Annotated in this window: 31 protein-coding genes; 16 read left to right on the plus strand and 15 right to left on the minus strand. The window is 62.8% G+C overall.

The window, feature by feature from the left end; genetic code table 11:
• Window positions 1-83: 83 nt before the first annotated feature.
• Complete coding sequence (locus QZY44_RS31520) at window positions 84-1,031, minus strand: HD domain-containing phosphohydrolase (protein ID WP_295456933.1); 948 nt, start codon at window positions 1,029-1,031, stop codon at window positions 84-86.
• 279 nt (window positions 1,032-1,310) lie between these two features.
• Here QZY44_RS31520 and QZY44_RS31525 point away from each other — a divergent pair, with 279 nt between their 5' ends.
• The 8 genes from QZY44_RS31525 to QZY44_RS31560 all read left to right on the plus strand — a co-directional run bounded on the left by QZY44_RS31525 (window position 1,311) and on the right by QZY44_RS31560 (window position 7,579).
• Window positions 1,311-3,101, plus strand: coding sequence for an N-acetylglutaminylglutamine amidotransferase (locus QZY44_RS31525; protein WP_295456934.1), 1,791 nt, complete (start codon window positions 1,311-1,313; stop codon window positions 3,099-3,101).
• Window positions 3,102-3,201: 100 nt separating this feature from the next.
• Window positions 3,202-3,426: an addiction module protein gene (locus QZY44_RS31530; protein ID WP_295456935.1), complete on the plus strand. Its 225-nt coding sequence runs from the start codon at window positions 3,202-3,204 to the stop codon at window positions 3,424-3,426.
• Complete coding sequence (locus QZY44_RS31535; protein ID WP_295456937.1) at window positions 3,416-3,715, plus strand: type II toxin-antitoxin system RelE/ParE family toxin; 300 nt, start codon at window positions 3,416-3,418, stop codon at window positions 3,713-3,715. The genes QZY44_RS31530 and QZY44_RS31535 overlap by 11 nt, the downstream gene beginning before the upstream one ends.
• A gap of 1,167 nt (window positions 3,716-4,882) precedes the next feature.
• Window positions 4,883-5,314 (plus strand): helix-turn-helix transcriptional regulator, encoded by a 432-nt coding sequence (locus tag QZY44_RS31540; protein WP_295456940.1) that lies wholly within the window; start codon window positions 4,883-4,885, stop codon window positions 5,312-5,314.
• A 13-nt stretch (window positions 5,315-5,327) separates the two neighbouring features.
• Complete coding sequence (locus QZY44_RS31545) at window positions 5,328-5,594, plus strand: DUF4258 domain-containing protein (protein ID WP_295456942.1); 267 nt, start codon at window positions 5,328-5,330, stop codon at window positions 5,592-5,594.
• 5 nt (window positions 5,595-5,599) lie between these two features.
• On the plus strand, window positions 5,600-5,869 hold the full coding sequence (locus QZY44_RS31550) for a DUF2283 domain-containing protein (RefSeq protein ID WP_295456946.1): 270 nt from the start codon (window positions 5,600-5,602) through the stop codon (window positions 5,867-5,869).
• A gap of 67 nt (window positions 5,870-5,936) precedes the next feature.
• Entirely contained in the window at window positions 5,937-6,998 is a 1,062-nt protein-coding gene (locus QZY44_RS31555) for a methyltransferase domain-containing protein (RefSeq protein ID WP_295456947.1), read from the plus strand.
• Entirely contained in the window at window positions 6,995-7,579 is a 585-nt protein-coding gene (locus QZY44_RS31560; protein WP_295456948.1) for a hypothetical protein, read from the plus strand. Before QZY44_RS31555 ends, QZY44_RS31560 begins: the two co-directional genes overlap by 4 nt.
• Before the next feature lie 189 nt (window positions 7,580-7,768).
• Here QZY44_RS31560 and QZY44_RS31565 read toward each other — a convergent pair whose 3' ends face one another.
• The 8 genes from QZY44_RS31565 to QZY44_RS31595 all read right to left on the minus strand — a co-directional run bounded on the left by QZY44_RS31565 (window position 7,769) and on the right by QZY44_RS31595 (window position 12,795).
• Entirely contained in the window at window positions 7,769-8,299 is a 531-nt protein-coding gene (locus QZY44_RS31565) for a DUF2796 domain-containing protein (protein ID WP_295456950.1), read from the minus strand.
• Window positions 8,300-8,347: 48 nt separating this feature from the next.
• On the minus strand, window positions 8,348-8,887 hold the full coding sequence (locus tag QZY44_RS31570) for a protein disulfide oxidoreductase (protein ID WP_295456952.1): 540 nt from the start codon (window positions 8,885-8,887) through the stop codon (window positions 8,348-8,350).
• Window positions 8,884-9,312 carry a hypothetical protein gene (locus QZY44_RS31575; protein ID WP_295456954.1) on the minus strand — a complete coding sequence of 143 codons (429 nt, stop codon included), beginning with the start codon at window positions 9,310-9,312 and terminating at the stop codon, window positions 8,884-8,886. The genes QZY44_RS31570 and QZY44_RS31575 overlap by 4 nt, the downstream gene beginning before the upstream one ends.
• Window positions 9,309-10,727, minus strand: a complete 1,419-nt coding sequence (locus QZY44_RS31580; RefSeq protein WP_295456956.1) for a PhoH family protein — start codon at window positions 10,725-10,727, stop codon at window positions 9,309-9,311. The genes QZY44_RS31575 and QZY44_RS31580 overlap by 4 nt, the downstream gene beginning before the upstream one ends.
• 50 nt (window positions 10,728-10,777) lie before the next feature.
• A complete protein-coding gene (locus QZY44_RS36045; protein WP_365305691.1) occupies window positions 10,778-11,179 on the minus strand; it encodes an SH3 domain-containing protein in 402 nt (133 codons plus the stop codon).
• A gap of 92 nt (window positions 11,180-11,271) precedes the next feature.
• The gene (locus QZY44_RS31585) at window positions 11,272-11,736 is read right to left on the minus strand and encodes a peroxiredoxin (protein ID WP_295456958.1); all 465 of its coding nucleotides are present in this window, start codon (window positions 11,734-11,736) and stop codon (window positions 11,272-11,274) included.
• A 167-nt stretch (window positions 11,737-11,903) separates the two neighbouring features.
• Window positions 11,904-12,443, minus strand: a complete 540-nt coding sequence (locus QZY44_RS31590) for a glycine cleavage system protein R (RefSeq protein WP_295456960.1) — start codon at window positions 12,441-12,443, stop codon at window positions 11,904-11,906.
• 91 nt (window positions 12,444-12,534) lie between these two features.
• Window positions 12,535-12,795, minus strand: a complete 261-nt coding sequence (locus QZY44_RS31595; RefSeq protein ID WP_295456962.1) for a hypothetical protein — start codon at window positions 12,793-12,795, stop codon at window positions 12,535-12,537.
• A 193-nt stretch (window positions 12,796-12,988) separates the two neighbouring features.
• Between QZY44_RS31595 and QZY44_RS31600 the strand changes: the two genes are divergently transcribed.
• Window positions 12,989-13,255, plus strand: coding sequence for a ribbon-helix-helix protein, CopG family (locus tag QZY44_RS31600; protein ID WP_295456964.1), 267 nt, complete (start codon window positions 12,989-12,991; stop codon window positions 13,253-13,255).
• Window positions 13,252-13,521 (plus strand): type II toxin-antitoxin system RelE/ParE family toxin, encoded by a 270-nt coding sequence (locus QZY44_RS31605; RefSeq protein ID WP_295456967.1) that lies wholly within the window; start codon window positions 13,252-13,254, stop codon window positions 13,519-13,521. The genes QZY44_RS31600 and QZY44_RS31605 overlap by 4 nt, the downstream gene beginning before the upstream one ends.
• Window positions 13,522-13,815: 294 nt before the next feature.
• Here the strand turns inward: QZY44_RS31605 and QZY44_RS31610 are convergent, their stop codons facing one another.
• On the minus strand, window positions 13,816-13,980 hold the full coding sequence (locus tag QZY44_RS31610) for a hypothetical protein (protein ID WP_295456969.1): 165 nt from the start codon (window positions 13,978-13,980) through the stop codon (window positions 13,816-13,818).
• Complete coding sequence (locus tag QZY44_RS31615) at window positions 13,944-14,159, minus strand: hypothetical protein (protein ID WP_295456971.1); 216 nt, start codon at window positions 14,157-14,159, stop codon at window positions 13,944-13,946. Before QZY44_RS31615 ends, QZY44_RS31610 begins: the two co-directional genes overlap by 37 nt.
• Before the next feature lie 270 nt (window positions 14,160-14,429).
• Between QZY44_RS31615 and recJ the strand changes: the two genes are divergently transcribed.
• From recJ to hcp, 4 genes are all read left to right on the plus strand, one after another.
• On the plus strand, window positions 14,430-16,148 hold the full coding sequence (gene recJ, locus QZY44_RS31620; protein ID WP_295456973.1) for a single-stranded-DNA-specific exonuclease RecJ: 1,719 nt from the start codon (window positions 14,430-14,432) through the stop codon (window positions 16,146-16,148).
• Between the two features lie 65 nt (window positions 16,149-16,213).
• On the plus strand, window positions 16,214-16,807 hold the full coding sequence (yjgA, locus tag QZY44_RS31625; protein ID WP_295456976.1) for a ribosome biogenesis factor YjgA: 594 nt from the start codon (window positions 16,214-16,216) through the stop codon (window positions 16,805-16,807).
• 48 nt (window positions 16,808-16,855) lie between these two features.
• Window positions 16,856-17,425, plus strand: coding sequence for a hypothetical protein (locus tag QZY44_RS31630; protein WP_295456978.1), 570 nt, complete (start codon window positions 16,856-16,858; stop codon window positions 17,423-17,425).
• Window positions 17,426-17,626: 201 nt separating this feature from the next.
• The gene (hcp, locus tag QZY44_RS31635; RefSeq protein WP_295456980.1) at window positions 17,627-18,919 is read left to right on the plus strand and encodes a hydroxylamine reductase; all 1,293 of its coding nucleotides are present in this window, start codon (window positions 17,627-17,629) and stop codon (window positions 18,917-18,919) included.
• 645 nt (window positions 18,920-19,564) lie between these two features.
• On the opposite strand, the gene QZY44_RS31640 is transcribed toward hcp, so the two are convergent.
• The gene (locus QZY44_RS31640) at window positions 19,565-19,690 is read right to left on the minus strand and encodes an addiction module toxin, HicA family (RefSeq protein WP_295456982.1); all 126 of its coding nucleotides are present in this window, start codon (window positions 19,688-19,690) and stop codon (window positions 19,565-19,567) included.
• Between the two features lie 1,128 nt (window positions 19,691-20,818).
• Window positions 20,819-21,058 (minus strand): hypothetical protein, encoded by a 240-nt coding sequence (locus QZY44_RS31645; RefSeq protein ID WP_295456984.1) that lies wholly within the window; start codon window positions 21,056-21,058, stop codon window positions 20,819-20,821.
• 575 nt (window positions 21,059-21,633) lie between these two features.
• On the opposite strand from QZY44_RS31645, the gene QZY44_RS31650 reads away from it, so the two are divergent.
• Window positions 21,634-21,915 carry a helix-turn-helix transcriptional regulator gene (locus QZY44_RS31650; RefSeq protein WP_295456986.1) on the plus strand — a complete coding sequence of 94 codons (282 nt, stop codon included), beginning with the start codon at window positions 21,634-21,636 and terminating at the stop codon, window positions 21,913-21,915.
• Window positions 21,896-22,462: a hypothetical protein gene (locus tag QZY44_RS31655; protein ID WP_295456987.1), complete on the plus strand. Its 567-nt coding sequence runs from the start codon at window positions 21,896-21,898 to the stop codon at window positions 22,460-22,462. The genes QZY44_RS31650 and QZY44_RS31655 overlap by 20 nt, the downstream gene beginning before the upstream one ends.
• Here QZY44_RS31655 and QZY44_RS31660 read toward each other — a convergent pair.
• Together QZY44_RS31660 and QZY44_RS31665 are read right to left on the minus strand one after the other, a co-directional pair.
• Window positions 22,413-23,429: a site-specific DNA-methyltransferase gene (locus QZY44_RS31660; protein ID WP_365305697.1), complete on the minus strand. Its 1,017-nt coding sequence runs from the start codon at window positions 23,427-23,429 to the stop codon at window positions 22,413-22,415. The genes QZY44_RS31655 and QZY44_RS31660 overlap by 50 nt on opposite strands.
• Window positions 23,430-23,669: 240 nt before the next feature.
• Entirely contained in the window at window positions 23,670-25,037 is a 1,368-nt protein-coding gene (locus QZY44_RS31665; RefSeq protein ID WP_295456990.1) for a DegQ family serine endoprotease, read from the minus strand.
• Between the last annotated feature and the right edge of the window lie 21 nt (window positions 25,038-25,058).

Consider the following 25,058-nt stretch of genomic DNA (forward strand, 5'->3'; position numbering starts at 1 on the left):
GGCGGGCCTTTACAACGGTGGCCGCGTCCGTCGGAGCATTTGTCTGCCGCGCGGCCTAAAATGGCCTGTCCCGCTCGCCTCCTTCAGTTCGCTACATGCACGGAGAACAGGATATCCAGGAGGGCTTGGATAACGTCGGGATCGAACTGGGTGCCCGCGTGTCGGATTAACTCCGCCCGGATGAACTCAAGCGGCTGGGCGTGCCGGTAAGGCCGGTTCGAGGCCATCGCATGATAGGTGTCGGCGACCTGGATGATGCGGGCCTCCAGCGCGATGGCCGTTCCCGAGACACCATCGGGATAGCCGCGGCCGTCGAAGCGCTCATGGTGCTGCCGGATCCCCGGCAGTATGTCAATGAGAAATTCGAGTGGCGAGAGGATGCTGGCGCCATCCGCCGGATGTTTGCGGATCAGGGCGAACTCCGCTTCGGTGAGTGGCGCCGGTTTGCGTAGCACCGCGTCCGGGACGCCGATCTTACCGATATCATGGAGTCGGCCGGCGATGCGTACCCGCTCCGCGGCCGCCTGATCCAGCCCCAGTGCCAGGGCGATGCGTTCGGCGACCTTGGATACGGCCAACGAATGGCTGCCCGTGTATGGGTCCTTCTTGTCGACCGCCTCGGCCAGTGACGTCACTGTATCCAGGTTGAGCTTTTTCAGGTAAGTGGCATCCAGATCCGTCCCCATCTCGAAGCGGAACACGGTGCCGCCGAACATGATCAGGTCGCCGTGGGCCAGACGCTCGTTCTCGATGCGGTGGCCGTTAAGGTAAGTGCCGTTCCTGCTGCCCAAGTCCTGCACATAGTAGCGATTGTGTAAGGCCAGCACTTTGGCGTGCCGACGCGAGGCCCTGCGATCGGCAATGAAATAATCGGCCGTTTCCTCGCGCCCGACGACGCACTGGGGGGCATCCAGGGCGAAGGGCTTCGCGCTCCCCGTCTGGGGAATCAGGCAGGCCTGCCGCTTTGGCTCGGGTGGGCTGTCGCTCTGCGAAATGTCCAGCGAAAAGAACTCGGTCTCTGGGAGTTGCACGGCCTTCCTCGGCGTTGACCTGTGAGATTGGTGGGGGTCACATAGCGCAGTCCGGCGAGTTTCGCAGAAATCATAGCGACCTCAAAACCCTCGTCGTCGGGGTTTTTCATGAGTCGCCGTCGGCGATCGGCAATGGCCTATCCGATCCGTTTGGTTTGGGGCGGGCGCGCAACCAGCGCGTTCCGCGGTGGACCCCGATCCCCCATTTGCGCTAATTTGCTTAAGAGTACACTCGCCGCCTGACGGGCGAGACCGTCTCGGTCTTGGGAGCAGCCTTTTATGTGCGGTATCTGTGGTGAACTGCGTCTCGACGGCGCCTCGGCGGACCTGACAGCGATCCGCTCCATGATGGCGGCGCTCACGCGCCGCGGACCGGACCATGGCGGGAGTTACAGCGACGGCGCCCTGGGGTTCGGCCACCGGCGCCTCGCCATCATCGATCTGTCGGTGCGCTCCAATCAGCCCATGGTGGACGCGGAACTGGGGCTCGCACTGGTCTTCAACGGGACTATCTATAACTATCGTGCCTTGCGCCTGGAACTGGAGGCCAAGGGCTACCGCTTCTTCTCCGACGGCGACACCGAGGTCATCCTCAAGGCCTGGCATGCCTGGGGCACGCGCTGCCCGGAGCGGCTGCGGGGTATGTTCGCCTTCGCGCTCTGGGACGCCAACCAACGGGTGCTGTTCCTGGCCCGTGATCGCTTTGGCATCAAGCCCCTGTACTGGTCCCGGCAGGCCGACGGTTTTCGCTTCGCCTCCACCACCCAGGCGCTGTTGGCGGCGGGCGGCGTGGACACCGCCATCGACCCGGTGGCGTTGCATCACCTCTTCACCCTGCACGCCGTGGTGCCGGCGCCGCGCACCATCCTGGCGGGGGTCCGCAAGCTCCCGCCCGCCCACTGGCTGCGGATCGACGCGGACGGCGGCCAGGTCGAGCAGGCCTATTGGCAGCTGGACGCCACCCGTCCGGACGTGCCCCGCAGCGAGGGCGACTGGCTCGCCGCCATCCATGAGCGGCTGCGCCAGGCGGTGCAGCAGCATGGCGAGGTGGCGGACGTGCCGGTGGGGGTGCTGCTCTCGGGCGGGCTGGACTCCAGCCTGCTGGTGGCACTGCTGGCGGAATCGGGGGTCAAGGACCTGCGGACCTTCTCGGTGGGCTTCGAGGACACCCCGGAGGAGGCCGGCAGCGAGTTTGAATATTCGGACCAGGTGGTGGCCCGCTATGGCACCCGTCACCGCAAGTTCCAGGTCCCCAACTCACAGGTCCTGCAACGCCTGCCGGAGGCGATTGACGCCATGACCGAGCCGATGTTCGGCCAGGACGCGGTGGCCTTTTACTTGTTGGCAGAACAGGTCTCACGCGAGATCAAGGTGGTCCAGTCCGGTCAGGGGGCGGATGAGGTCTTCGGCGGCTATTTCTGGTACCCGCGCATCCAGGCCGAGCCGACCGGCTCGCGGCTGGAGCGCCTGGCCAAGCATTATTTTGACCGCGACCACGCGGAATATCTGCGGATGATCGGGCCTGACTTCGCCGGGCCGGACCATACCTCAGCGCTGCTGGCGGGGCTGCTGGAGGCGCCGGGGGCGGATGAACTGATGGACGCCATTCTGCGGCTGGATGTCACCACCCTGATCGTCGACGACCCGGTGAAGCGGGTGGACAACATGACTATGGCCTGGGGCCTGGAGGCGCGGGTGCCCTTCCTGGACCACGAACTGGTGGAACTTGCCGCGCGCTGCCCGCCGGAGCTCAAGCTGCGCGAGGGCGGCAAGTATCCCTTGAAGACCATGGCGCGCGGCCTGTTGCCGGACGCGGTGATCGACCGGCCCAAGGGCTATTTCCCCATGCCGGCCCTCAAATATGTGCGCGGCGCCTTTCTGGACCTGATGCGCGACACCTTGACCTCCCGCGCCAGTCGCGACCGCGGGCTCTATCGGCAGGACTATCTGGACATGCTCCTGGCCGCCCCAGATATGCACCATACCCGCATCCAGGGCAACAAGCTCTGGCACCTGGCCCTGCTTGAGCTCTGGTTGCAGCGCAATGTGGATGGTGCCCGGACCGGCTGAAGCCTTGGGCTGCGTTTGCTGCCGCGCCCCAACCGGAGGCCGACGCTTCAGCGGGAGGGGCTTGAAGATCAATCTTTAGTTTAACCAGTGACCGGTTGCGATGAACCAAGACACTCTTTCGATTTTCGACCTGAGTCCGTCCGAGAAGCTCCAATTAGTGGAAGACCTCTGGGACGATCTTGCGGCCAACCCTGCCGATGTTCCCATCGCTGACTGGCAAGTAGAGGAATTGGATCGCCGCAAGGCGAATCTGATGAGCAATCCGGCCTCTGGGCTTTCCTGGGACGAGGTGAAGCGCAGGGTCCGCAGTCATCATGGCCAATGATAGCGTCATCGCGCCGGAAGCCGCGAAAGATATCGACGACGCCTACGGATGGTACGAGGGCCAACGGCCGGGGCTCGGTGAGGAATTTCTCGGTTGCGTCGATGCGGTTATTCAAGCGATTGGTCGCATGCCCGAACTTTATTCGAAGGTTCACAAGGAATACCGCCGCGCACTCGTGCGGCGGTTTCCCTATGCGATATTCTATGAACATATCGCCGAAACGGTTATGGTCTACTGTGTTTTCCACACCTCGCGGAATCCGCAGCGCTGGCGCCGACGTCTGCCGTAAGCCCGGTCAGGCGGGATCGGGATCAAGGAGGCGTTGAAATAGTTGGGGAACCGCGCCGCTGGATCGCATCTGTGGCAAGGGTAACATCTTCGTTCGCGTAACACCGCTTCGTGGTGTTACGCATGTCTCAGGCGCTTCGCGCCGCGACTGCCGTTGGCCGGAACTGCGATCACTTGCTACGGATGGTAGATTCGGGCGGAAGGCGCTAGGGCCAACAGATCGCGAGTTCCGAGAGTTGAGTCTGTCCACTGGTCCCGATTCGGCTATTTCTTGATCTCGGGTGCCGGTGAATACGAAACGCCATTTTTCTGGAGGCATTCTCGGTAGGCTACGTCGAAAACGCCACCTTCCGCTAGATTATTGTTCATAACAGGGTCCGTCGCTACTCCTCCGGCGATGGCTGCGCCCTGCACAGCGGTTGAGGCGAGGCTGCCAACAGGTAAGAAGAGACTCAAGAGACCCCCACCAACTGTTATCGCTGAACTAGTTCGACTATCGCGAGCATGTTTTTCCCCGGCCTTTTCTCCAGCTTGTTGTGCACATTTGGCTCTAGTGTATTGCTTCTGGCAGGATTCACGCAGAGCGCCTTTTTGACTTTGGCATTGCTCCCATGCCTGTTCATTGTTCATTTTTGTCAAAGCCGAGTAGTCGGGAACGCAGCTGCATAAGCTAGTCGTAACTAGTGGCAACAGCGCCAAGAGATAGGATATCGTGCGTCTCGGAGTCATTTTTGGTTTGCTCTGGTTTTTTTGCGGCTAGCTAGATTGATAAGAGAGAATCTCGCTTCACAATTAGCGCGTTATGCGGCAATCTTGCGGAAGATGCCGCTTGTGTCGAATCCCGTTGCCTTCGGGTAGCCTGACGCGACAAAGTTGAGGTTACGTTGACATGGCCTAAGGCTGATGCTCAGGGTCGCCGGCATGGCTCATGGCTGGTCCATGACCTGTGAATGCTCAGTAAGTCTCTGTCTCCATAAGCAATCTCTTGGCAGATCAGGGGCGTTTCGGCCGTTTCTTGCGCTTTTGCCGTTGTCCGCGCAAGCGCCGATCGCAGGATGGGCGCGTGGTTTTCCTTGCAATATCCGTTCGATTGTGGTCAGGTTACTGAAAACCTTGGCGAGATTACAGACCAAGAAATGGCGATCTCTGTAGCGTTTTGGGGGATTTCATGCAAATTCACGAAAAGTTGAAGACGATGCGGCTGTGCAAGAGTTGGACTCAGGAGGACCTGGCCGAGAGGCTTGGCTGGGCGGTCAATACCTATGCCAAGATCGAACGGGGCGAGTCGGATATCAAACTGGACAAGCTGAAGCAGATCGCGGATGCCATCGGGGTGGATGTCACTGAGTTGCTGAATACCAGCGAACGAACGGTGTTCAATTTTGCGGAGAATTGCACGCAGGGCAATCTAATGCAGCCCATCCTGTTGAGCGAATCTCAGTGCGCCCATGAACTCGACAAGGCGCGTTTGATGCTTGCGCAGAAAGACAAGGAGATCGCTTGGCTTAAGCAGGAGGGCGAGCGACTGAACGAGATTATCGCGCTGTTGAAGAGGGTGGGGGGCGGCGCGGCGGCGGACCCTGGGGAGCAGGCTGCCTAGCGAGGGTAGGTGCATGGTACGAACGCGCCCGTGGCCGGACTGGTGGGACTGGGAGATCGATCTCACGCCCCATTTCCTGAAGCGCATGGAAGACCGGGACTTTAGCGAACTCGATCTGCGGGGGATGCTGCAGCGGGCTAAGACGTACGGCAAAGACGTTGCAGAAGATCGATGGGTCATCGGCACCCGTCACAATCTGCAGCGATGGGAGGTGATTGTCGAGCCGGACGTGATCGAGCAACTGCTGATCATCATCACCGCATATCCAATATCAGGGTGAAAAGAATGAAATGGCCCTATCTTGAAGTGACCTTCCGGCACGGGCGTCCATTGGCGGCCTATTTGTATCTGTCACGTTCCCCCGGCGATCGGAGTCGCCGCACGTCAAGGGCCGGGGTTGGAATGCTCATCGATTACACGGAAGAGGGAAGGCCGATCGGTATCGAAATTACCGCGCCTGATAAAGTGACCGTCGCAGATATCAATGGAGTCCTGGCGGGCCTCAACGTGCCGACCTTGACGGCTGAGGATATCGCACCGCTGCGGGCCGCCTGATGCGTGAAAAGCTGATCATTGCGGTGGCTTGTCGCGGCCTGGGGGCCGCTCCTACGGGGTGATGCGCTTGGATCGAATCGACACCATTGATGCGGCCTCCTCGTCTTGGCCCAGCCAGGGTCTTGAGACCCTCGGGACCTGCCCGGTGTGTGGCCACGCTGGCCGGGAACCGCTGCTCACAGAGCTGCGTGATCTGGTCTTCGGGATCAGCCCCGGCACCTGGACGCTTTGGCGCTGCCCGGCGTGTGGGGCCGGTTATCTGGACCCGCGGCCGGATCGCGCGACCATCGGACTGGCCTACGCGGGCTATTACACCCAAGAGGCAGCACACAGCTCGGGCCCCGTCTCCGCCGCCCGCACGCGGCGGCTGGCGTGCCGCAATGCCTATGTGAATCAGCGCTGGGGATACTCGCTGGCGCCCGCGCTGACTGGGCCAGTGCGCCTGAGTGCAGCGCAGCAGCGGCGTGCGGACCGGGTGGTGCGTTCCCTGCCCGCGCCGAGTCCGGGCGAGCGGTTGCTCGACGTGGGTTGCGGCAACGGTGCCTGGCTGGACCTGATGCGCGCCGGGGGCTGGGCGGTCTGGGGCGTGGAGCCGGATGCGCAGTCCGCGGCGCGGGCGGCGGCGTTGGGGCTTTCGATCGTGCCGGACTTGCTGTCGGCGCCCTTTGCGGATCAATCCTTCGACGCGATCACCCTGAACCACGTCATCGAGCACCTGCATGACCCGTGCGCGACCCTGGCCCGCTGTCAGGCGCTCCTGAAACCCGGCGGACGCCTCTGGATCGCCACCCCCAATCTGGACGCCCTCGGGCGGGTGCGCTTCGGTCGCGCCTGGCGCGGCCTGGAAACGCCTCGCCATTTGGTGTTGTTCACCGCGGCCAGTCTGCGGGGGATCTTGGCCGCCGCCGGCTTTGAGTCGATTGAACTGCTGCCCCCGACCGATCCGGCCCGCGGCATGTTCCTGGAGAGCGCGCGGATTGCCCGCGGTCGGCGCCTGACTTGGCTCGCGCGTGCCCGGGTCAAGTGGCAGGCGTGGTGGGCGGACCGGCGGGTGAGTCGTGAGCCCGAGCGTGCGGAGGAGTTGGTGGTCGTTGCGGTGCGCCGGGCCCCGTATCGGGCGCCACCGTGATCGCGGCCTTGACGTTAATGCTGGTTTTGTCCCTGTCCGGGACCATGGCTTGGGCTGAAGAGGCGGTGATTGCTTCAGTGCCGGCAGGGGGCTGTCAGCTCATCGTTGAAGCAAACGAACAATGGCATACGTTGAGGTTGCGCGCGGTTCATCCGATCGGCGCGGGTTGTCAGATAGACCAAGACGCCATGGTGTCGGTTCTCAATGCGACATTCGCAAGGGATGCAGCGCCTAAGCCCGCCGGTATCTATTCATCGCTGTCTATCGGTCGGCTGATCGACTACCCGTGGCTATCGCACTATCTGGCCGTCACCGCCTACCGTGATCGCGCATGGGATACGAAGAGAGGGCGGCCGGTCGCCCTGGATATCAATCGCTATGTCGCCCATATCTTGTTTAGCAAGGACTTGTTGGCGCCGCTGGCGGCAGCGTTGGAGGCGGGCGGATACCGGGTGCTGGGTGTGAGCGTTGAAAAGGTGCTGGTGGGCGGGTTTCGCGAGGTCCCCTTTTATCAGGGGAAAATGGGGCCCGGACGGGTTCCCTATGATGCGCAGGTCTGGTTCAGACTCGAGCGCCATTGAAAGGCTGCTTGTGCGCAGAGCGCTTGACACAGGTGTGACACGTTGTAGGCTGGGTAGAGCGCAGCGAAACCCAGCAATTGACGCCTTACCGAGCCGCTGACGATGGGTTTCGCTGCGCTCAACCCATCCTACGGGCAGACTTTCACCGTCTCCGCAGCGGTGTCGCGAAGGTGGTATAGGATCAATGCCTCATTTCAATGGCACAAAGTTGACGACTGGATTCTCGCGAGTCAGGATCGCCGCGCCCTGGCCGTTGGCAGTGGTATAGCGGACATGGACCCGTTGTAGTGCGGTGAAGCCGGTGAAGATGCCTAGGGCGGCGGAGCTGAATGACTGAGGGAACTGGCAGGTGAAGCGGTAGCTGGCCCCCATGCCGGCCTCGCCCTTCTGCTCCCGCGGGTCGGCGTCGACCTTGGCGTCGTCCAGTATGCAGCTGGCCAGTGGATTGAAACGCACCAGGGCCTCGCCGTGCTTGAGGTTTTCCTCCGCGACCTTGAGGACCTCGCGGCTTGCCGCATCGGTTGGTGCGCCGCTGAATCCGACCAGAGTCTGGGCGGCGGCGGACAGCTCGACTTTGACGGTGCTGCCGTTGACATGGATGCTGAGATCCGCGGTGCCCAGGGGTGGGACGGCGGCGAGGGTCAGGGCGGGTATGGCGAGGCTCAGGGCGCCGGCGAGGCGGCTCACGTGTGGCAGGGGTGGGCGTTGCGTTGCATTCATGTGCGGACAGCGGCTCTTGTTTGGATGAAATCGGTGCCGACCGCGGCTTCAGTCGGGCTTGGTCTGATCGATGGTGCCCGCGGCCCACAGGCGGGCGCGCAGGCCGATCTCGGTGCTGGCGCCCATGGTGGCATAGGCAATCCGCCCCGCGGCATCGAGCACGAAGGTTGCCGGCACGCCGGCTACCCCCCAGCGGCGGGCCAGCGTCCCGTCCGGGTCCAGTAACACCGGAAAGCTGAGCCCGTGTTCCGCCATGAACCGGCGGACCTCGGCGGCGTCCCCGGACTGCATGGCGATGGCCAGTACCCGATGGTCGCGTGCGATGGCGTCGATGCCGCCGTTACCGAGCTTGCAGATCGGGCACCAGGTGGCCCAGAAGTGTACCAGGACCGGTTGGTCGCGCAGGTCTTTGATGTCTATCACCTGGCCGTTCAGCAGTTCGCCCGCCAGTGGCGGGGCCGCGCCGGTGGCAAGCGGGCGCGCCTGCCACCATTGGACGGCGAAGACGACCGCCAGGATCAGGCCCAGATTGACGGCCCAGTCGGTCAGGCGCTTGTAGCGCCGGGCTTGGGGCGCGGGGGTGGTCATAGGCCTATTGGGTGCATCGCCGCACTGGGGTGCGGCGCTCCCAGTGCGGCGGGCACGGTCGCCGCGGGGATCAGGTGCAGGTGCACGCGGTCATCCGGCATGGAGAGTCGGGCACAGGTGGCCTCAATGGCCTGGCCTTCGGCCGCCGCGAGTGCGTCGTGACTCAGGACCAAGCGGACCCGGTTCATGCCGCACCGGTCGCGCTCTGCCAGGCCGGCCGCCAGCCACTCGTCAAGGTGCGCGACGGCCATCGCCGCCTCGGTGATTGGGATCAGATAGATCAGCAGCCGCCCGCCGATCGCGATGCGCCGGACCGGCGCGCTCAGGCCGGATAGGGGGGCCAGGTCCTCCTCGATCCGCTGAAAGACCTCCGGTGCGCAGTGGCAGCCCAGGGCTTCCCGGGCGAAGCGTTCGATCGGGCTCACAGCTTCTCGGATGCAAAGTCCGCCAGCCGCGAGCGCTCACCGCGCATCAGGGTGATATGACCGCCGTGGGGCCAGCGCTTGAAGCGGTCGACCACATAGGTGAGGCCGGAGCTGGTTTCGGTGAGATAGGGGGTGTCGATCTGGCCGATGTTGCCCAGACAGACCATCTTGGTCCCCGGTCCGGCGCGTGTGATCAGCGTCTTCATCTGCTTGGCGGTGAGGTTCTGGGCCTCGTCCAGAATAATGTATTTGTTGAGGAAGGTCCGCCCGCGCATGAAGTTGAGCGACTGGATGCGGATGCGGCTCTTGAGCAGTTCATGGGTGGCGGCGCGTGCCCAGTCGCCGCCCTCGGGCCGCGCCAGCACCTCCAGGTTGTCCATCAGTGCGCCCATCCAGGGGGTCATCTTCTCCTCCTCGGTGCCGGGCAGGAAACCGATGTCCTCGCCTACCGGCACCGTGATCCGGGTCATGATGATCTCTTTGTACAGACTGCGGTCCAGCACCTGGGCCAGTCCTGCGGCCAGCGCCAGCAGGGTCTTGCCGGTGCCGGCGGTGCCGAGCAGGGTGACGAAGTCCAGATCCGGGTCCATGAGCATGTTCAGCGCGAAGTTTTGCTCCCGGTTACGGGCGTTGATTCCCCAGACATTGTGCCGCGGCGTGCGGTAGTCCGTGACTACCTCGATGACCGCCTCGTCCGTGCTGGGTTTCTCGCGAACGATGGCCTCGAAGCGGGTGCCATCATCGCTGTACAGGCACTCGCCGGGATACCAGTTGGCAATGTCTGGCCCGCCGATGCGGTAGCGGGTGCGGCCCTCCTCCTTCCAGGAGTCCATGGCCTTGCTGTGGTCTGACCAGAAGGCGTCCGGGAGTTGTTCCACCCCGGTGTAGAGGAGCGCGGCATCGTCCAGGACCTGGTCATTGGCATAGTCCTCGGCCGGGAGGCCGAGCACCGCGGCCTTGATCCGCAGGTTGATGTCCTTGGAGACGATGATGACCTGACGCTCGGGCCGCAGATCGTGCAGGGCGCGGGCGGTACCGAGGATGTTGTTGTCAGCCCCGCTGCCCGGCAGGGCCACTGGGAGCTTCAGATCCATCGGCTGGGTCTGGAAGAACAGTCGCCCGGCGGCGGGCGCGATGAGGCCACCACCACCGCTGGAGACCGGGCCCAGGGCCAGGCCCGCGTCGATCTCTTGCTTATCCGCGTTGCACAGGAGCTGGTCGAGGAAGCGGCTCACCTGGCGCACGTTGCGGGCCACCTCGGACATGCCCTTCTTGCCCTGATCCAACTCCTCCAGGACCACCATCGGCAGGAAGACGTCGTGTTCCTGGAACCGAAAGATGCAGGTGGGGTCGTGCATCAACACATTGGTGTCGAGCACGAAGAGGCAGGTCTTGTCGTGGTCGCGTTTGATCATGGCAGTGCCGGCAATTCTATCAGGCGGATCGGAACCGGGCGGTGGTCGGGTCACCCCGCAGTCACCTTAACCCAGCGAGCACTCACCCAGCCTGACTTGCAGGGTCCCCGGTATGGTTGAGGGTGAGCCAGGGGGCTGCCGACACCGCAATCCGCGTCATTTCTGCGCGAGTAAACAATGCCGTACCATTTGTCGCCCGCGGTGGTGTCACAAATGAAAACGGATTGCCCCTCGTATAGCTTCTCAAGCAATGGATAGTCCGAGCCGGGGCCGGACCGCACCGCCAGAAAGCCATCGCCGTTGGGATCAAGCCCAGTGACTTCCCCCATGCTGAGGCAGGCATCCAGGTCTGGCTCTGGACCGATAATGACCGGCCTGCCGTTACTGGCGGCGCCGCTGACCGTTGAGCCGCTCAAGAGTGCAAGGACCAATAATAAACGGCGCATGATCATGGCTCCCAATGTGCAGGTTGCGTTCAATGGTTATTGGTCGGGCAGCGCCGATCGCTCACACTCCAATACACCTTGGTGCTTCCCGACGCGCTTTAAAGGGCACGCGCCGCGGCGAGCACTTCTTCCACATGTCCCTTCACCTTGACGCCCCGCCACTCCTGGCGCAGTACGCCGGCGGCATCGATCAGGAAGGTACTGCGCTCCACGCCCAGGCTCTCCTTGCCATACATCTTCTTCAGCTTGATGACGGCGAAGGCCTGACACAGTGCCTCGTCGGTATCGGCGATCAGGTCGAAGGGGAAGCCCTGCTTGGCCTTGAAGTTTTCCTGCGCCTTGCGCCCATCCCGTGAGGCGCCGAGGATGACGGTGTCGGCGGCGGTGAAGGCGTCGGCCGCATCCCGGAAGTCCTGTCCTTCCTGGGTGCAGCCGGGGGTGCTGGCCTTGGGATAGAAATAGAGCACCAAGTGCTTGCCGCGATAATCGGAGAGCTTAATGGTCCGATCGCCGGTGGCCTTGAGTTCGAGGGCCGCAACGGCTTCGCCGAGCTGGGTGGGCATAGGTTTATCCTCTGGCTATCGCTTCAATCAACGTACTTTCTTTCCCGTAAAAGTCGCGCCGGGAGCCCGCTCCAAGTCCCCCTTTCCTATTGGGGGAGGGCGGGGTGGGGGAACGGCTAAGGCGCCCGCCACTTTCATCTTTCTGGGTGGTCCGGGCGCCATGGCCGTTAGCCCTTTAGTGGCTCCAGTACCGCGTCCAGGTTGAGCCCGTCGCAGTAGTCCATGAACTCCTCGCGCAGCCCGGCGATGTGCATGTCGGAGGGGATGCCGACGGTGATATGTACGGCGAACATGGGGGTGCCGGTATGGGCGGCGGCATAGGTGCTGGTCGCCATGTCTTCGATGTTGATCGCGCGGTCGGCGAAGAATCCCGCCAGGTTGTTGACAATGCCCGGGTGGTCCATAGAGACCACGTCCACCGCGTAGGGGAGCAGGTTGCGGCCGGTGGCACGCTCACCGGTGCGTTTGCTGATGATCGTCATGTTGAGCTGGCGCTGCAGCTCGGGGATGGCATTCTCGATCTTGGCCAGGGTGTTCCACTTGCCCTCGATCAAAAGCATGGCGGCGAACTCCCCGCCGAGCACGGTCATACGGCTGTCTTCGATGCTGCAGCCCTGCTCCAGGATGGCCTTGGAGAGTAGGTTGACGATGCCGGGGTGGTCCTCGCCCAGGGCGGAGATCACGAGGTAGGTCTTCTGAGTTGCCATGTCCTGTCGCGCTAAGGTTCGGGTTTAAGGATTGCGGGTGAGTGTAACATGGGGGTCGCGGCGCCCGCACAGCCGGCCCATCGTCTACACTTTAAGTGTCTGTCGCCCCGCGCAGTGGATACCAGTGGTCGTCGCGGGTGGCCGGCAACAGTTCGCGACGCAGCGTGCGCAGGGCCTCGTAGCCGCCCTGGCCGGCGGTCAGACCGGCGAGCGGGTCCTCCGCGGTCAGCGCGTCCCCCAGTTCCGCGTCGATCTCTTCGGGGTCTTCCCCGGCCTCCATGCGGCGGATCGCCTCCGCGTCGATGGGACGCGAGAAAAACTGAAGATGGTGTGGCAGTCGGGGCAGTAGCACTCGTAGACGGGCATCGGGGTGACTCCGGTTGCTGGATTGGCCGCCACTTCGGCGGAGATGGGGCGGCTGGCCCAATTTTCCACCAGATCAACCCCAAGGAACCGCCCGATCGTAACCGCGTCCCTTGGCACTGTGGCCCTCCGCGTGCTTAACTAATCCTTTACCGACAGGCGACAACACATGAGGTTCTGCGATGTCCACAGAGACCGTATCCGTGCGGCTGGAGCAGGCGACACTTGACCGACTGGGGGTGATCGCGCAGGCGACCGGGCGTCCGCGCGCCGTGCTGATGACCCAGGCAATCGAACAATACGCCGAGACTGAGGCTTGGCAGGTCGCCGCCATCCAGGGGGCCGCTGATGAAGTGGCGCGCGGTGATGCCGGACTCATGGACCACGCGCCGCTCGCTGCCTGGCTGAACAGTTGGGGCAGCTCGCAGGAGCTCGAGCCGCCGACATGAAGCTCCAGTGGCATCGTGAGGCCCGTGCAGACCTGCGGCAGATCCGCTCGTTCATCGCTGCCGATCACCCGGAGGCCGCCGCGCAAATGGCACAGTGCATTCTCCAGGCGACCGATAGGCTGGCGGCCGACCCCGAGGTTGGTCGTCCCGGCCGCGTCTCCGATACCCGCGAGCTGGTCATCATCGGCACGCCCTGTCTTGCCCCCTATACGATTGCCGGCAACCGGATCATCATCCTGCGTGTGCTGCACGCTGGCCTGCGCTAGCCGGCGGTGTGATCGCCGGCCTGTCATCGCCCCATTCCCGAATCCTGAGGCGGCCTATGTCACTACGCTGGCTAGCATCGACTGCACCCTGACCTTGGCGGAGGTTTACGACAAGCTGGAGCTGGAGCCCGACTGACGGCTGTCCAAGTGAGAGTAGCCGCGCCCCGGAAGATGCAAACTCCTGTGGGAGCGGCCTGTGGCCGCGATGCAGCGCCGAGGAAACCGGCTATGCCGCAGTAATTTGAGAGAGGTGTCGATGCCGTCCGGGTACAGGGCGTGCACTTGGCGGGTGTCTCACACCAGGCGCCCATGGTAGTCGCCGCCGCCGAGCTGGAGGAATGCGGTGTTGAGTCTCATGAGGCCGATGGATCGGCCGGCGCGCTTGATGGTCGCCGCGAAGTCGCCGGGCAGGGTGCCGGCCGTCAGCCCGTCCAGGATGTGCGGGGGGCAGGGTCCCACCACTCCTCGTAGGCCGCGAAGGCGTCTTTGATCACCCGGCGATAGGCGCCGGCCGGGTTGTCCCAGAACTTGGCCGTGATGTGCTGGAAACCGTCCGGTTCCAGCAGGGTGTCGATGGCGGCGTTGTCCTCGCGCGGATTCGGGCGGTAGAGGTCGTGATTGCCGGGGACCCCCAACAAAGACCGCGTCACCGGAGCCCAAATCGGCGAGCCGCTCCCACACTTGATTGCAGGGGCGGGGGGTCTTCGCGTCGCTGGCATTGCGGGAACGCACCTTGCAGACCGTTTCCTGGCTCGGATCCGGCCAGCCGGATTCCAGCCGGGCGGCGAATCCAGGTAGGATGTCGGCTATCGTGAAGCGCCGGGCGCCCCGTGCCCCGCCTTCGCGGCGCTGCTCAATGCCCGGCCGTGCCTCCCACTCGCCCCAGTTCCAGTATCCAGGCCCACCCAGTGACCCCAACCGAAATCCGCCGCACCCCCGCCGATCCGGCGCAGCCGCCGCCTGCCAACGCGGGGGAACTGCTGCGGCGGCTCTATGCCTGTCGCGGCCAGATGGAGTCTGAGTCCGACCTGGGATTGGCGGGCCTCGCCCCCTATCAGTCACTGGCCGGGCTGGACCAGGCGGTGGCCCTGCTCGCCGCGGCGGTGCGCGCCGGGGATGTGATCCTGGTGATCGGTGACTACGACGCGGACGGCGCCACCGGCAGCGCGCTGGCGGTGCTCGGGCTGCGCGCGCTGGGCGCCACCTCGGTCTCTTATCTGGTGCCGAGCCGCTTCGCCTTCGGCTACGGCCTGAGTCCGGCGGTGGTGGACGCGGCGGCGGCGCTCAAGCCCGGCTTGCTGATGACCGTGGACAACGGCATCGCCGGCATCGCCGGGGTGGAGCGCGCCAATGCGCTGGGCATCCCGGTGCTGATCACCGACCACCACCAGGCGGGAGACAGCCTCCCCGCGGCGGCGGCCATCGTCAATCCCAACCAGCCCGGCTGCGCCTTCCCGAGCAAGCACCTGGCGGGGGTCGGCGTGGTCTTCTATTGCCTGGTGGCACTGCGTGCTCAACTGCGTGCCGAGGGTTGGTTCAGCGCCGCGCGGCCCGAGCCCAACCTGGCGGAGTTCCTGGACCTGGTGGCCCTGGGTACGGTGGCGGACGTGGTGACGCTCGACCACAACAACCGTATCCTGGTGGAGCAGGGGCTGCGGCGCATCCGCGCCGGGCGCTGCCGACCGGGCATCCGTGCGCTGCTTCAGGTGGCGGGGCGCGACCCGACCCGGGTGACGGCCACCGATCTGGGGTTCCAGGTTGGGCCCCGGCTCAATGCCGCCGGGCGGCTCACCGAGATGACGTTGGGGGTCGAGTGCCTGCTGTGCGATGAGCCGGCCACGGCACTGGATCTCGCGAGCCAGCTCGATGGGCTCAACCGCGAGCGCCGCGAGATCGAGGTGACCATGCGCGAGCAGGCCGAGACCCTGGTGGAGCGGATCACCTCACGTGGCGACGACCTCCCGCCGGGGCTCTGTCTCTACGGCAAGGGCTGGCACCAGGGGGTGTCTGGGATTGTCGCCGCGCGCATCCGCGAGCGTTATCATCGGCCGGTCATCGCCTTTGCGGATGCCGACGATGGGTTCCTGCGCGGCTCGGCCCGCTCGGTGGACGGCTTCAACATCCGTGATGCCATCGACCTGGTGGACCGGCGGCGGCCCGGGCTCATCGAGCGCTTCGGCGGTCACGCCATGGCGGCGGGGCTGACGCTGCGGCCCGAGTCCCTGGTCGATTTCCGGCTGGCCTTCCGCGAGGCGGTGCGTGAACAGCTGGGCGATGCCCCCGCGGTGCGCGAGCTGCGCTCCGACGGTGAGTTGCCCGCGCGGCTGCTGAACCTGGAGACCGCCGAGGTCCTGCGCCTGGGCGGTCCCTGGGGTAAGGGCTTCCCGGAGCCGCTGTTCGACGGCGAGTTCGAGGTCATCCAGGCGCGGGTGTTGAAGGAGCGGCACCTGAAGCTACGGCTCAAACCCGAGCGTGGCCCCATGCTGGATGCCATCGGTTTTGGCTTGGGCGAGCGCCTGGCGCTTGCGAGCGGCTGCGTGCGGCTCGCCTACCGGCTGGATGTCAATGAATACCGGGGTGAACGCACCCCGCAACTGATCTTGGAGCACCTGCAATCGACCACCTAGACGACGACCTGGAGCAGCCGACCCCCTGGGACGAGGACGACTCCGACGATTTCGACCCGTACGCCGTGGAGGACTACGGCGACTATCCGGACGCAGACGACGAGGTGGACGCGGAGCCGGAGCCGCCGCTTGGCCCGAGCAAGAGCCAGTTCAAGCGCGAGCACCTCGCGCTCCAGGCCCTGGCCGAGCGCCTGACTGCGATGCCTCGCGTGCAGCTGGAGCGCTTGCGCTTAAGTGACGTGACCTGGGCGGCGATCGAGGAGACTACCCGGATCAAGGATATCCGCGCCCGCGGCCGGCACTACAAGCGCATCGCCAACTTGCTGGAGCGCGAGGACATGCACGCCGTCCACGCACTCATGGACCAGGCCGCCGAACGCGAGCGGGCGGACGCCGCCCATCACCATGGGCTGGAGCGCTGGCGCGAACGCCTGATCGGCGAGGGTAACGAGGCACTGAGCGAGTTCCTGGATGAGTATCCGCAGACCGACCGCCAGCAACTGCGGACCCTGATCCGCGCCGCCAAGCGCGACACCGAGCGCGGTCGGCCGGAGGCGCCGCGCAAGCTCTTCCGGTTCCTGCGCACCGCGGTGGAGGCGCACGGGGAGGCGGATGAAGGAGATCAGTCCGCGGATGAACACGAATGGGTGAACCCGTAGGGTCCGCTGCGCGGACCTGCGACCGATGAGTTGATTGAGGATGCCAAGATGCACGTTGCGATGATGAGCCCACGACTGTTCGCGCTCGGCCTGGGCGCCTTGGCGGCGACCCTTGGTCTGCCTCTGGCGGCGGGGGAGGGCGAGGTGCAGGTCTACGAGTGCCACCAGGGCGGGAAGGTGATTTTCTCCGGCACGCCCTGTACCGACCCCGGCGGCGACCCGGTGCTCGAACCCGGTTCGGCGCGGCAGCGGACGCTGGAACTGGACTATTCCAGGCCCAGCGCGGGCCAGGTCCAACAGGCGGAGAAGTCGGCCGCCGCCTTGGAACGTCAGACCGGGGTGGTGGCCGAGGCCGCACTGCTCGACACCGAGATCCTGAGCCTGGAGACCCGCATCGCCAATCTGCAGACCGAGCGGGACGTGCGGGTCTCGGCGCTGAATGCTCAGCTTGCCCAGGGCGCCACACCGAACGATACGCCGGCGTCCTGGGCGGCGGGTCTGAACCAGCAGATCATCGCCGTCACCAATAACTTCAATGACACCATCCTGGCCGAGCGGGCGCGTCTTGGCGAACTTCAGGCCAGGCGGGCTGCCCTTGGGCCTGCGCCATCCCCGTAGGAGCGGCCCCCCGGCCGCGACGGGTTGCCGCAAGGGCCGGTGGCCTCAATATGATCAATTTCACCCCTACCAGACGGCGCCCCCAGCCGGCTTGATCTGAGTCAAGGCCCCCCGGCCTGCCCCCCGCGATACTGTCCGCCTTCCCCACTGAGTCCCGGCGCCCATTGTCGGCGCCACTGCGAGCCAAGAAAAGAGCCTCCTATGCACTGCAACCAATGCGAACAGACCTTTCGGCAGATCGCCTGCGTCAACTCACCCGGCACCTGCGGGAAGGACGAGGACGTCCAGTCGCTACAGGAGACCCTCCTCTATGGGCTCAAGGGCATGGCGGCCTATGCCAATCACGCACGCCGCCTGGGCAAGCACGATGAGGCGGTCTCCGCCTTCATCGAGGAGGCCCTGTTCGCGACCATGACCAATGTGAACTTCGATCTCGCCACCATGCTGGAGCTGTGCCTGAAGTGCGGCGAGATGAATCTGCGCGTCATGGAACTGCTTGACGAGGGTCATATTGAGGCCTTCGGTAAGCCCGCCCCGATCAAGGTGAAGGAGGGCACCCAGGCTGGCCCCGGCATCCTGGTCACCGGCCATGACCTGTTGGACCTCTGGGACCTGCTGAAACAGGTGGAAGGGACCGCGGTCAAGGTCTACACCCATGGCGAGATGCTCCCCGGCCATATGTATCCCAAGCTCGGCGGGCACCCCAACCTGGCGGGTCATTACGGCGGCGCCTGGCAGGACCAGAAGCGCGAGTTCGCGGCCTTCCCCGGGCCGGTGCTCGCCACCACCAACTGTGTGCTGATCCCGCCGCAGAGCTATAGCGGCCGGCTCTTCACCACCCGCGTCACCGCGGTACCGGGCGGCCAGCGCCTGGTAGACGGGGATTTCTCCGTGGTCATCGCCGCCGCCCTGGCCGGCCCGCCCTGCGAGGAACACATCAGCGGCGAGTCGACCATCGGCTTCCACCGCACCGTGCTGCTGGATGCGGCGGCGACGATCGTCGATGCCGTCAAGGCCGGCAAGATCAGCCGCTTCTTCGTCATTGGCGGCTGCGACGGGGCCGAGAAGGGACGCAACTATTTCACCGACTATGCCCAGGCGACCCCGCCGGATTCATTTATCCTGACCTTGGGCTGCGGCAAGTTCCGCATCCGCGACCACGACTATGGCGAGCACTTGGGGCTGCCGCGGCTCATGGACATGGGGCAGTGCAACGATGCCTATGGAGCGATTGCGGTGGCCTCGGCGCTGGCCAAGGCCTTCAATTGCGGCGTTAACGACCTGCCGCTGACGCTCGTCATCAGTTGGTTCGAACAGAAGGCGGTGGCGGTGTTCCTGACCCTGCTGCATTTAGGGATCAGAGGCATTACCCTGGGTCCCAACCCGCCGGCCTTTATCACGCCGAATGTCTTTAAGGTCCTGCAGGAGCGCTATGACCTGCGTCTGACCGGCGACGATGCCAAGGCCGATCTACAACGGGCCATGGCGGGCTGAGGGTGTCTCGATCGCTCATCTCGTAACACTGCCGCGGGGTGTTAAGCCGGTCTGGGGCGCTCGTGCGCCACGGATGGCCGCGATCATCGTTACGGCCACTGATCCATGCGGCGAAAGGCGCCGCGACTCTGGGGGCGCCGCACCCCAGTGCGGCCCGGCCTCGCAGTAAACCGCAACGCTGCGATGACTCGCGAGGTTTCTCCGCACTGGGGTGCGGCGCCCCCGGAAGCACAAGGGGCCAAGATCGAATACACTTCGGGGCGGCAAGGCTGGAATTACCCCGGGCCTGGAGCCTTAACCAGAAATTAACTCGAGCCGGGTCCCTTTACCATAAGCTCGTAAAGTCACCCCACCGTAACATCATCGTTGGAAAAATCTCCCAGGTCTTGCCTTTCGAGGCAGCCAACGAATGTCATAGCCACTTCTTCAGCGAAGAGGGCAAAGTGAAGGGCCGCGGAAGTGGCCTTGGTCGTCGTTCCGGCCACGGGCAGGTGTAGGTCGCCCTTCAGGGCGCCCAGGCTTGCGCGAGGCTGAGCCGTCGCCCTGCTGGGCGCCCTACGGCGGCCGGAACGATGATCAAGGCCTTATCTAGGTTATCCGCTAGAGTAAGTGCCATTTGGAGTTGACCCCTGTTCCGGTTTTCTGTCAGCTCAATTTCTTAAGAATGTTCGTTGCCAGATGCTCGTTTATTTCGACATGCCGCGGTACGGGCTGAGATTCGCCGGTCTTCGGATTCTGATACCAATCGTGCCTGCCGCCGTGGCGTATCAAGACGCAGCCCAGTTATTGCAGCCTGGCGATGAGTTCGCGCCTTTTCATGCGACCTCGAGCTCTCCGACACGGCGGACAGACGGAATGGCGCCGCTAGTCATATCCTCGAAAATATCTCTCAGGTTTTCCTGGAGATCCTCTAGCGTTTCGCCCTGTGTCATGTAATCCGGGTATTCTTCTAGATACCCAAGCCACATGCTTTCATCTTGCCAATATCGATACTTGAGAATTGTCATCGAATGCCTTTACTGGTTAGTACCTGTTATCCAGAAAAGGGCTATGATCCGAATGGCACTGACTTAAGCTGTGGCCTTTATATATCATGGGCTTACAGCCACGTCAGCAGGCAGTCACTTGAGTGCAAGCGGCATTTTCAGCGGTGTTTCCTGTCTCCTGCCCGGTCCGCAATGATTCTTCGCTCGCTTCGCCGCATCGCAACCGCTTGTTTCTTCGATGTTTGCGGCTTAAGTCAGTGCCATTCGGCTATGATCCCTTTTCTCGATGCCGATGTTGCCTCTGCCGGGGGCTGGATCGCGGTGTTGACCCCTACCAGTCCGCCGCGCATGCTGACCAGAGAATATCGTTGTCTGTCCCCGGTTTCGCGTCCCCGGTTTCGCCCCGACGCCGTTGGCCGGAGTGACGATCAAAGCGCACGCAACCCTGGTCCGGCTAAAGCCTCGACCTCCAGTGCGGAAGGCTTCGGCAGCGGCTGGAACGATGATCAAGACCGCAAACGGCAAACCGGCTCTTTTCATTCCCGCTCATATTTATGGTCACGCTAATCGAGCAGGAGGGAGCCTTAAGTTGAGCTTGGCCGCTGTTCTTTCCCGGCCTCCTTATTTGCGAGTTCCAGCAGTAACCGCAATGCTCTGTTTACCGACGCGGAATCGCGAAGCACGGAAGCGATGTCAGAGTGCAGCAGAATGACGTTCGTGCCTTCACTATACGCTTGATAGTGTTTGCCGCGGACGCCCCCCGAAAAATCATATTCGGGTCTCAGTTCCGAAGATTCAGTATCTTGGCTCATATTGCATTTTCTCGGCTTGCGAAGCGAGTCTCGCGCTAATGATCCGAATCTTGTTTGGCTTCCTCTCTCTGCAGGAGACATTGAGCGTGTTTTCGTGAGCCTCAAGCAGCAACTCTTGTGAGCGCATCATGAAGGCGAAGGGCGATCGAGTCTCGTAAGGCGATCGGCTCGAACCAAGATGATGGATAAAGATAATCTTCGCCTGACTCATCAATAAGCCGGACCATGCCGTTGCCGGCATCTTCGTCTATAAGCTCGTAAAGTCGCCCCACCGTCACATCATCGTTGGAGAAATCTCCCAGGTCTTGCTTTTCGAGGCAAACGACAAATTTCATAGCCATCTTTTCACCTTGAGTTTGACCTTGCCTATGCCGTGCGCCTCGTACCAGTGGACCTCGGCTTTGACAAAATGCCCGGGATCAATTTCAACCATCGCTATGCCTTTCCTTTTTCTTCCAGTTGCCATCGCCGTAATCTTGCCTCAAGAGACTAAGCTCCCGAATGCCGTGGCCCTCGGCGATGACTTGAATGTCAGCTATGGCTCCGGCTATTTTCATTGAGCGGGGCTCTGCATTTGACTGCCCTGAGGTTTGCTTAAGGGCTGCGGTTACTTCCTCACCCCAACTTACGGACCGCTGCGCAGGCAAACAGGTTCAACTGCCAGTCTGGGCGAAAAGGGCTCGAATGCAGTACAAGATGGCTAGGCTGAGATTAACTCCAGCGTGGCCGCTTTACCGGAGCGAATATCGTTGTCTGTCTCCGGTTTCCCCACTCAAATTCTGTCATGTCTTGATGGTCTTTTTCGTCAATTCAATTGAGCCTGGCCCCTTTAGCTCCCCTTTAGCTCCTTTAGCTAGAAAAGGGTGCTGACGCCTTTTCTGCTGTCGCCTCCCGGCTGAGCGAAAAGTTAGGCATCATGCTACTTATAGTAGGTCGACTTATAGTCGTCACATCGGTAAAGTTTATCGCTGTGAACATTACCGAAACATTTGCTCGCCATATTCGGGAGTTGCGTGCTCAGCTCGGCTACTCGCAGGAGGAGCTTGCGTACCGCTCAGGTCTCCACCGAACCTATATAGGCGCTGTTGAACGCGGCGAACGAAACATCACGCTCCTTAATGCGCAGCGTATTGCTGATGCTCTTGGAGTCCCTTTGTCAGATTGTGTCAGTATCCACGATGTCAGCCGATCTCAATAAACTAAACTGGGCACTTGATACGATTCTCCAAAGCTATAGGGGCGCCTTTTCTGAGAAGGTCTACAGCGATGAGAATGACGAACACGACGTTTTGATGGATGTGTTTGGGATTACTCCCCTGCTGAAACGCGAGAATCGGCAGTATTGGGGACGTGAGCTTGGCATGTGCTGGCAACGGCTCGTGGTAGATGTCTGTAGGCACGCTCGGAATGATTTTGGACATGCTCTCCGAATCGGGGCTGATGAACCTTGTGACCTGACGGTTGGTGGCTTGGCTATTGATACCAAATACCGGATAGGTTCTGGTGATTCGGGAACATTGAAGAAATTCAAGGCGTACGGGCCGCTGCTTCGATCAAAGGGGTATGAACCAGTGCTCCTGATTGTTCGTGAGGACAATTTGAATGCCGCAATAACTGCCTGTAGCGCAGGTGGTTGGACTGTGACAACTGGCCAGTACACGTTTGATTACCTCCGGGAGTTGACCGGGGTTGACGTCAATGAATTGCTCCGGCGGCGTGCAGGAGCGTTTCCTGTCGTCCGGTAGTGCCCATCTGCTCGAGCCCGAGGCGTTGTCTGGCAATTGCGGCGTATTCGCAATTGATTTCTATTCCGAGGTAAGCAAGACCTAGCTGTTTAGCGGCAACAAGCGTTGTGCCGGAACCCGCGAATGGATCAAGGACCACGTTGCCTGGTGACCGGGGCACCATCATCTCTACGAGCTTGATCATCAGAGTGAGTGGCTTCACGGTACAGTGAATGTTGTAATTTTCTGCCGTTTCCCGGGGTAAACCTTCCAGAATGTTACTTTGGAAGCTGCCGTCTTCGTTTGCTGCGTGGAATAAGCCAACGTCGTATTTCTGTAGAGTTTCGATATAGTTATTCTCAAGGGGCTTCTGCACAACAACGATCGCTTCCCATTCGCTTCTTAGGCAGCTATGCCATCCTTCCCATATCTCTGCATTAGGGTCGCCGAGCTTCTCTAATTTGGCGGCGACATTTAGTCCTTTTGGAATACCGCTTGATCGACGATATACGATGCAGTCTCGGGCATAGAAGCCAGCTCTTTCAAGGGCAACTTGAACATGAGCCATCGTTCGGCTACTGTTAAAGACGGCCACAATGGCGCCAGGCTTGCAGACGCGAAAAACCTCTGCACCCCAGCTATAGCACCACTCTTGGTAGTCGAGAATGTTCTTACGGTTTTTCGCGTACCAACGGGCGTTGCGGACTCCTCCTGCGAGGCCGCTCCCGTAGGGGATATTCTTCACAAGCGTATTGGACGATCTGATCCGGTCCAACCTGCGTTGGATCTCAGCATGGTCCCACTTGTGACCAATGAACTCATAGTTGTAGGGTGGATCGGTAATACAGGCAGCGATTGAAGACTCAGGCAGAGTCTTTAGCAGTTCTCGGCAGTCACCTACCAAGAGACTGTCTCGCGCACGGAAGTCGCTAGCGTTCGATAGTTGCATGCTACTAATAGTATGCGAATCGCCTGGGCTGGTCAACATTCGCGGTAAAATTCTTCGTTTGAACAGGTTCGCGCCGCGACAACCTGTGCCAAACGCGTATTTTGCACACAGTCAACGGCTAAGTGTTTGCCATGAAGTCGCTGTAACAATCTGTCAGTAAAGAAGTTTCCGTCAAAGTTGCAGTTGGTGCGTGGGTGGCAGGTCTGCCGCCTTCTATGGGCGGCGATGGTGTGTCTTCTTTCTTGGCGTCTTCGTGTCTTGGCGTGAGAACCGTCCTCTTCACTGCCGCGCCAGCAATATCAACCGATCCCCCCGCTGTATCTGAAGGCTCAAGAGCCCCCGCGACCGGCGCAGGAGCTGCGTGAGATCCCGCACCCCGCCGATCCGCACCCCATTCACCTCAAGGATCAGGTCGCCCTCGCGCAGCCCTGATTGCCAGGCCGGGCTGTCCTGGGTGACCGGTCCCACCGCGACCGCACCGGCACGTCCCTGCTGGTCGCCGAGGAGGGCGCCGGCCAAGTTGGGGGAGAACTTGTCGCCGCGCACGAAGTCCCGGTAGGGGTCGCCGATCTCGCCCGTCAGGGTCATCGGCTTGCTGTCGCGCAGGATGGCGAGTTCCACCCGGGCGCCGACCCGCAGCAGCCCGAAGCGGTTGCGCACGTCCGCACTATTGGCTATCGGGCGGCCGTCCAGGCGCAGGATCACGTCGCCCTCGCGCAACCCGGCCGCCGCCGCCGGGGACTGTGGGTCCACCGCGGAGACCAGGGCGCCCTGTCGGGTGTCGATCTTCAGGGCCGCGACCAGGTTGGGCGTCAGGTCCTGCAGCTCCACCCCGAACTCACCGCGCCGCACTGCGCCGTGATCCATGATCTGATCCATGATTGCCCGCGCCATATTGACCGGGATGGCGAAGCCGATGCCGATGTTGCCGCCGCCGGGGGCCAGGATGGCGGTGTTGATGCCGACCAGTTCACCGCGCAGGTTCACCAGTGGCCCGCCCGAGTTGCCCGGGTTGATGGAGGCATCGGTCTGGATGAAGTTCTCGTATCCCTCGATCCCCAGGCCGGTGCGGCCGAGCCCGCTGACGATGCCGGAGGTGACGGTCCGGCTGAGTCCGAAGGGGTTGCCGATCGCGACCACGAAGTCCCCCACCTTGAGCCGGTCGGAGTCCGCGAAGGTGAGGGCGCTGAGCCCCTCGGCTGGTATGCGCAACACCGCCACGTCGGTTGCCTGGTCGGCACCCACCAAGTCGGCCTTCAGGGTCCGGCCGTCGCCCAGGGTCACCCGGATCGCGTCCGCCTTGGCGATCACATGGTGGTTGGTGAGGACCAGCCCGCGCCGCGCGTCCACGAGCACACCCGAGCCCAGGCTGTTGCTTTCCCGCTCCTGGCGCTCCGGGATGTTGAAGAAGTGGCGAAAGAAGGGGTCGCGCAGCAGCGGGTTATCGGCCGCGTCGATATGGGTGACGGTGGAGACGTTGACCACCGCGGGCATCACCTGCTCCAGCATGGGTGCCAGGCTCGGCAGAGGCTGACCGTCCGCCGTGGCGGGGAGGCTGGCGGCCCGGATGGGCAGGGTCGTTACCGCCAGGGCCGTCGCCAGGATCGCGGCCAGGTAGCGGGGGGCGTAGTGGGTTGGGCGCTTCATTGGCTAGAGACTCCGCAATCA

The organism is uncultured Thiodictyon sp. (assembly GCA_903837595.1).
Taxonomy (GTDB): Bacteria; Pseudomonadota; Gammaproteobacteria; order Chromatiales; family Chromatiaceae; genus Thiodictyon.

What these genes read in the sequence shown, in the direction of transcription:
- QZY44_RS31525 (WP_295456934.1), top strand. Translation starts at nt 1,311, where the DNA reads ATGTGCGGTATCTGTGGTGAACTGCGTCTCGACGGCGCCTCGGCGGAC.
- QZY44_RS31530 (WP_295456935.1), top strand. Translation starts at nt 3,202, where the DNA reads ATGAACCAAGACACTCTTTCGATTTTCGACCTGAGTCCGTCCGAGAAG.
- QZY44_RS31535 (WP_295456937.1), top strand. Translation starts at nt 3,416, where the DNA reads ATGGCCAATGATAGCGTCATCGCGCCGGAAGCCGCGAAAGATATCGAC.
- QZY44_RS31540 (WP_295456940.1), top strand. Translation starts at nt 4,883, where the DNA reads ATGCAAATTCACGAAAAGTTGAAGACGATGCGGCTGTGCAAGAGTTGG.
- QZY44_RS31545 (WP_295456942.1), top strand. Translation starts at nt 5,328, where the DNA reads ATGGTACGAACGCGCCCGTGGCCGGACTGGTGGGACTGGGAGATCGAT.
- QZY44_RS31550 (WP_295456946.1), top strand. Translation starts at nt 5,600, where the DNA reads ATGAAATGGCCCTATCTTGAAGTGACCTTCCGGCACGGGCGTCCATTG.
- QZY44_RS31565 (WP_295456950.1), bottom strand. Translation starts at nt 8,299, where the DNA reads ATGAATGCAACGCAACGCCCACCCCTGCCACACGTGAGCCGCCTCGCC.
- QZY44_RS31570 (WP_295456952.1), bottom strand. Translation starts at nt 8,887, where the DNA reads ATGACCACCCCCGCGCCCCAAGCCCGGCGCTACAAGCGCCTGACCGAC.
- QZY44_RS31580 (WP_295456956.1), bottom strand. Translation starts at nt 10,727, where the DNA reads ATGATCAAACGCGACCACGACAAGACCTGCCTCTTCGTGCTCGACACC.
- QZY44_RS36045 (WP_365305691.1), bottom strand. Translation starts at nt 11,179, where the DNA reads ATGATCATGCGCCGTTTATTATTGGTCCTTGCACTCTTGAGCGGCTCA.
- QZY44_RS31585 (WP_295456958.1), bottom strand. Translation starts at nt 11,736, where the DNA reads ATGCCCACCCAGCTCGGCGAAGCCGTTGCGGCCCTCGAACTCAAGGCC.
- QZY44_RS31590 (WP_295456960.1), bottom strand. Translation starts at nt 12,443, where the DNA reads ATGGCAACTCAGAAGACCTACCTCGTGATCTCCGCCCTGGGCGAGGAC.
- QZY44_RS31600 (WP_295456964.1), top strand. Translation starts at nt 12,989, where the DNA reads ATGTCCACAGAGACCGTATCCGTGCGGCTGGAGCAGGCGACACTTGAC.
- QZY44_RS31605 (WP_295456967.1), top strand. Translation starts at nt 13,252, where the DNA reads ATGAAGCTCCAGTGGCATCGTGAGGCCCGTGCAGACCTGCGGCAGATC.
- QZY44_RS31630 (WP_295456978.1), top strand. Translation starts at nt 16,856, where the DNA reads ATGCACGTTGCGATGATGAGCCCACGACTGTTCGCGCTCGGCCTGGGC.
- hcp (WP_295456980.1), top strand. Translation starts at nt 17,627, where the DNA reads ATGCACTGCAACCAATGCGAACAGACCTTTCGGCAGATCGCCTGCGTC.
- QZY44_RS31645 (WP_295456984.1), bottom strand. Translation starts at nt 21,058, where the DNA reads ATGGCTATGAAATTTGTCGTTTGCCTCGAAAAGCAAGACCTGGGAGAT.
- QZY44_RS31650 (WP_295456986.1), top strand. Translation starts at nt 21,634, where the DNA reads ATGCTACTTATAGTAGGTCGACTTATAGTCGTCACATCGGTAAAGTTT.
- QZY44_RS31655 (WP_295456987.1), top strand. Translation starts at nt 21,896, where the DNA reads ATGTCAGCCGATCTCAATAAACTAAACTGGGCACTTGATACGATTCTC.
- QZY44_RS31660 (WP_365305697.1), bottom strand. Translation starts at nt 23,429, where the DNA reads ATGTTGACCAGCCCAGGCGATTCGCATACTATTAGTAGCATGCAACTA.
- QZY44_RS31665 (WP_295456990.1), bottom strand. Translation starts at nt 25,037, where the DNA reads ATGAAGCGCCCAACCCACTACGCCCCCCGCTACCTGGCCGCGATCCTG.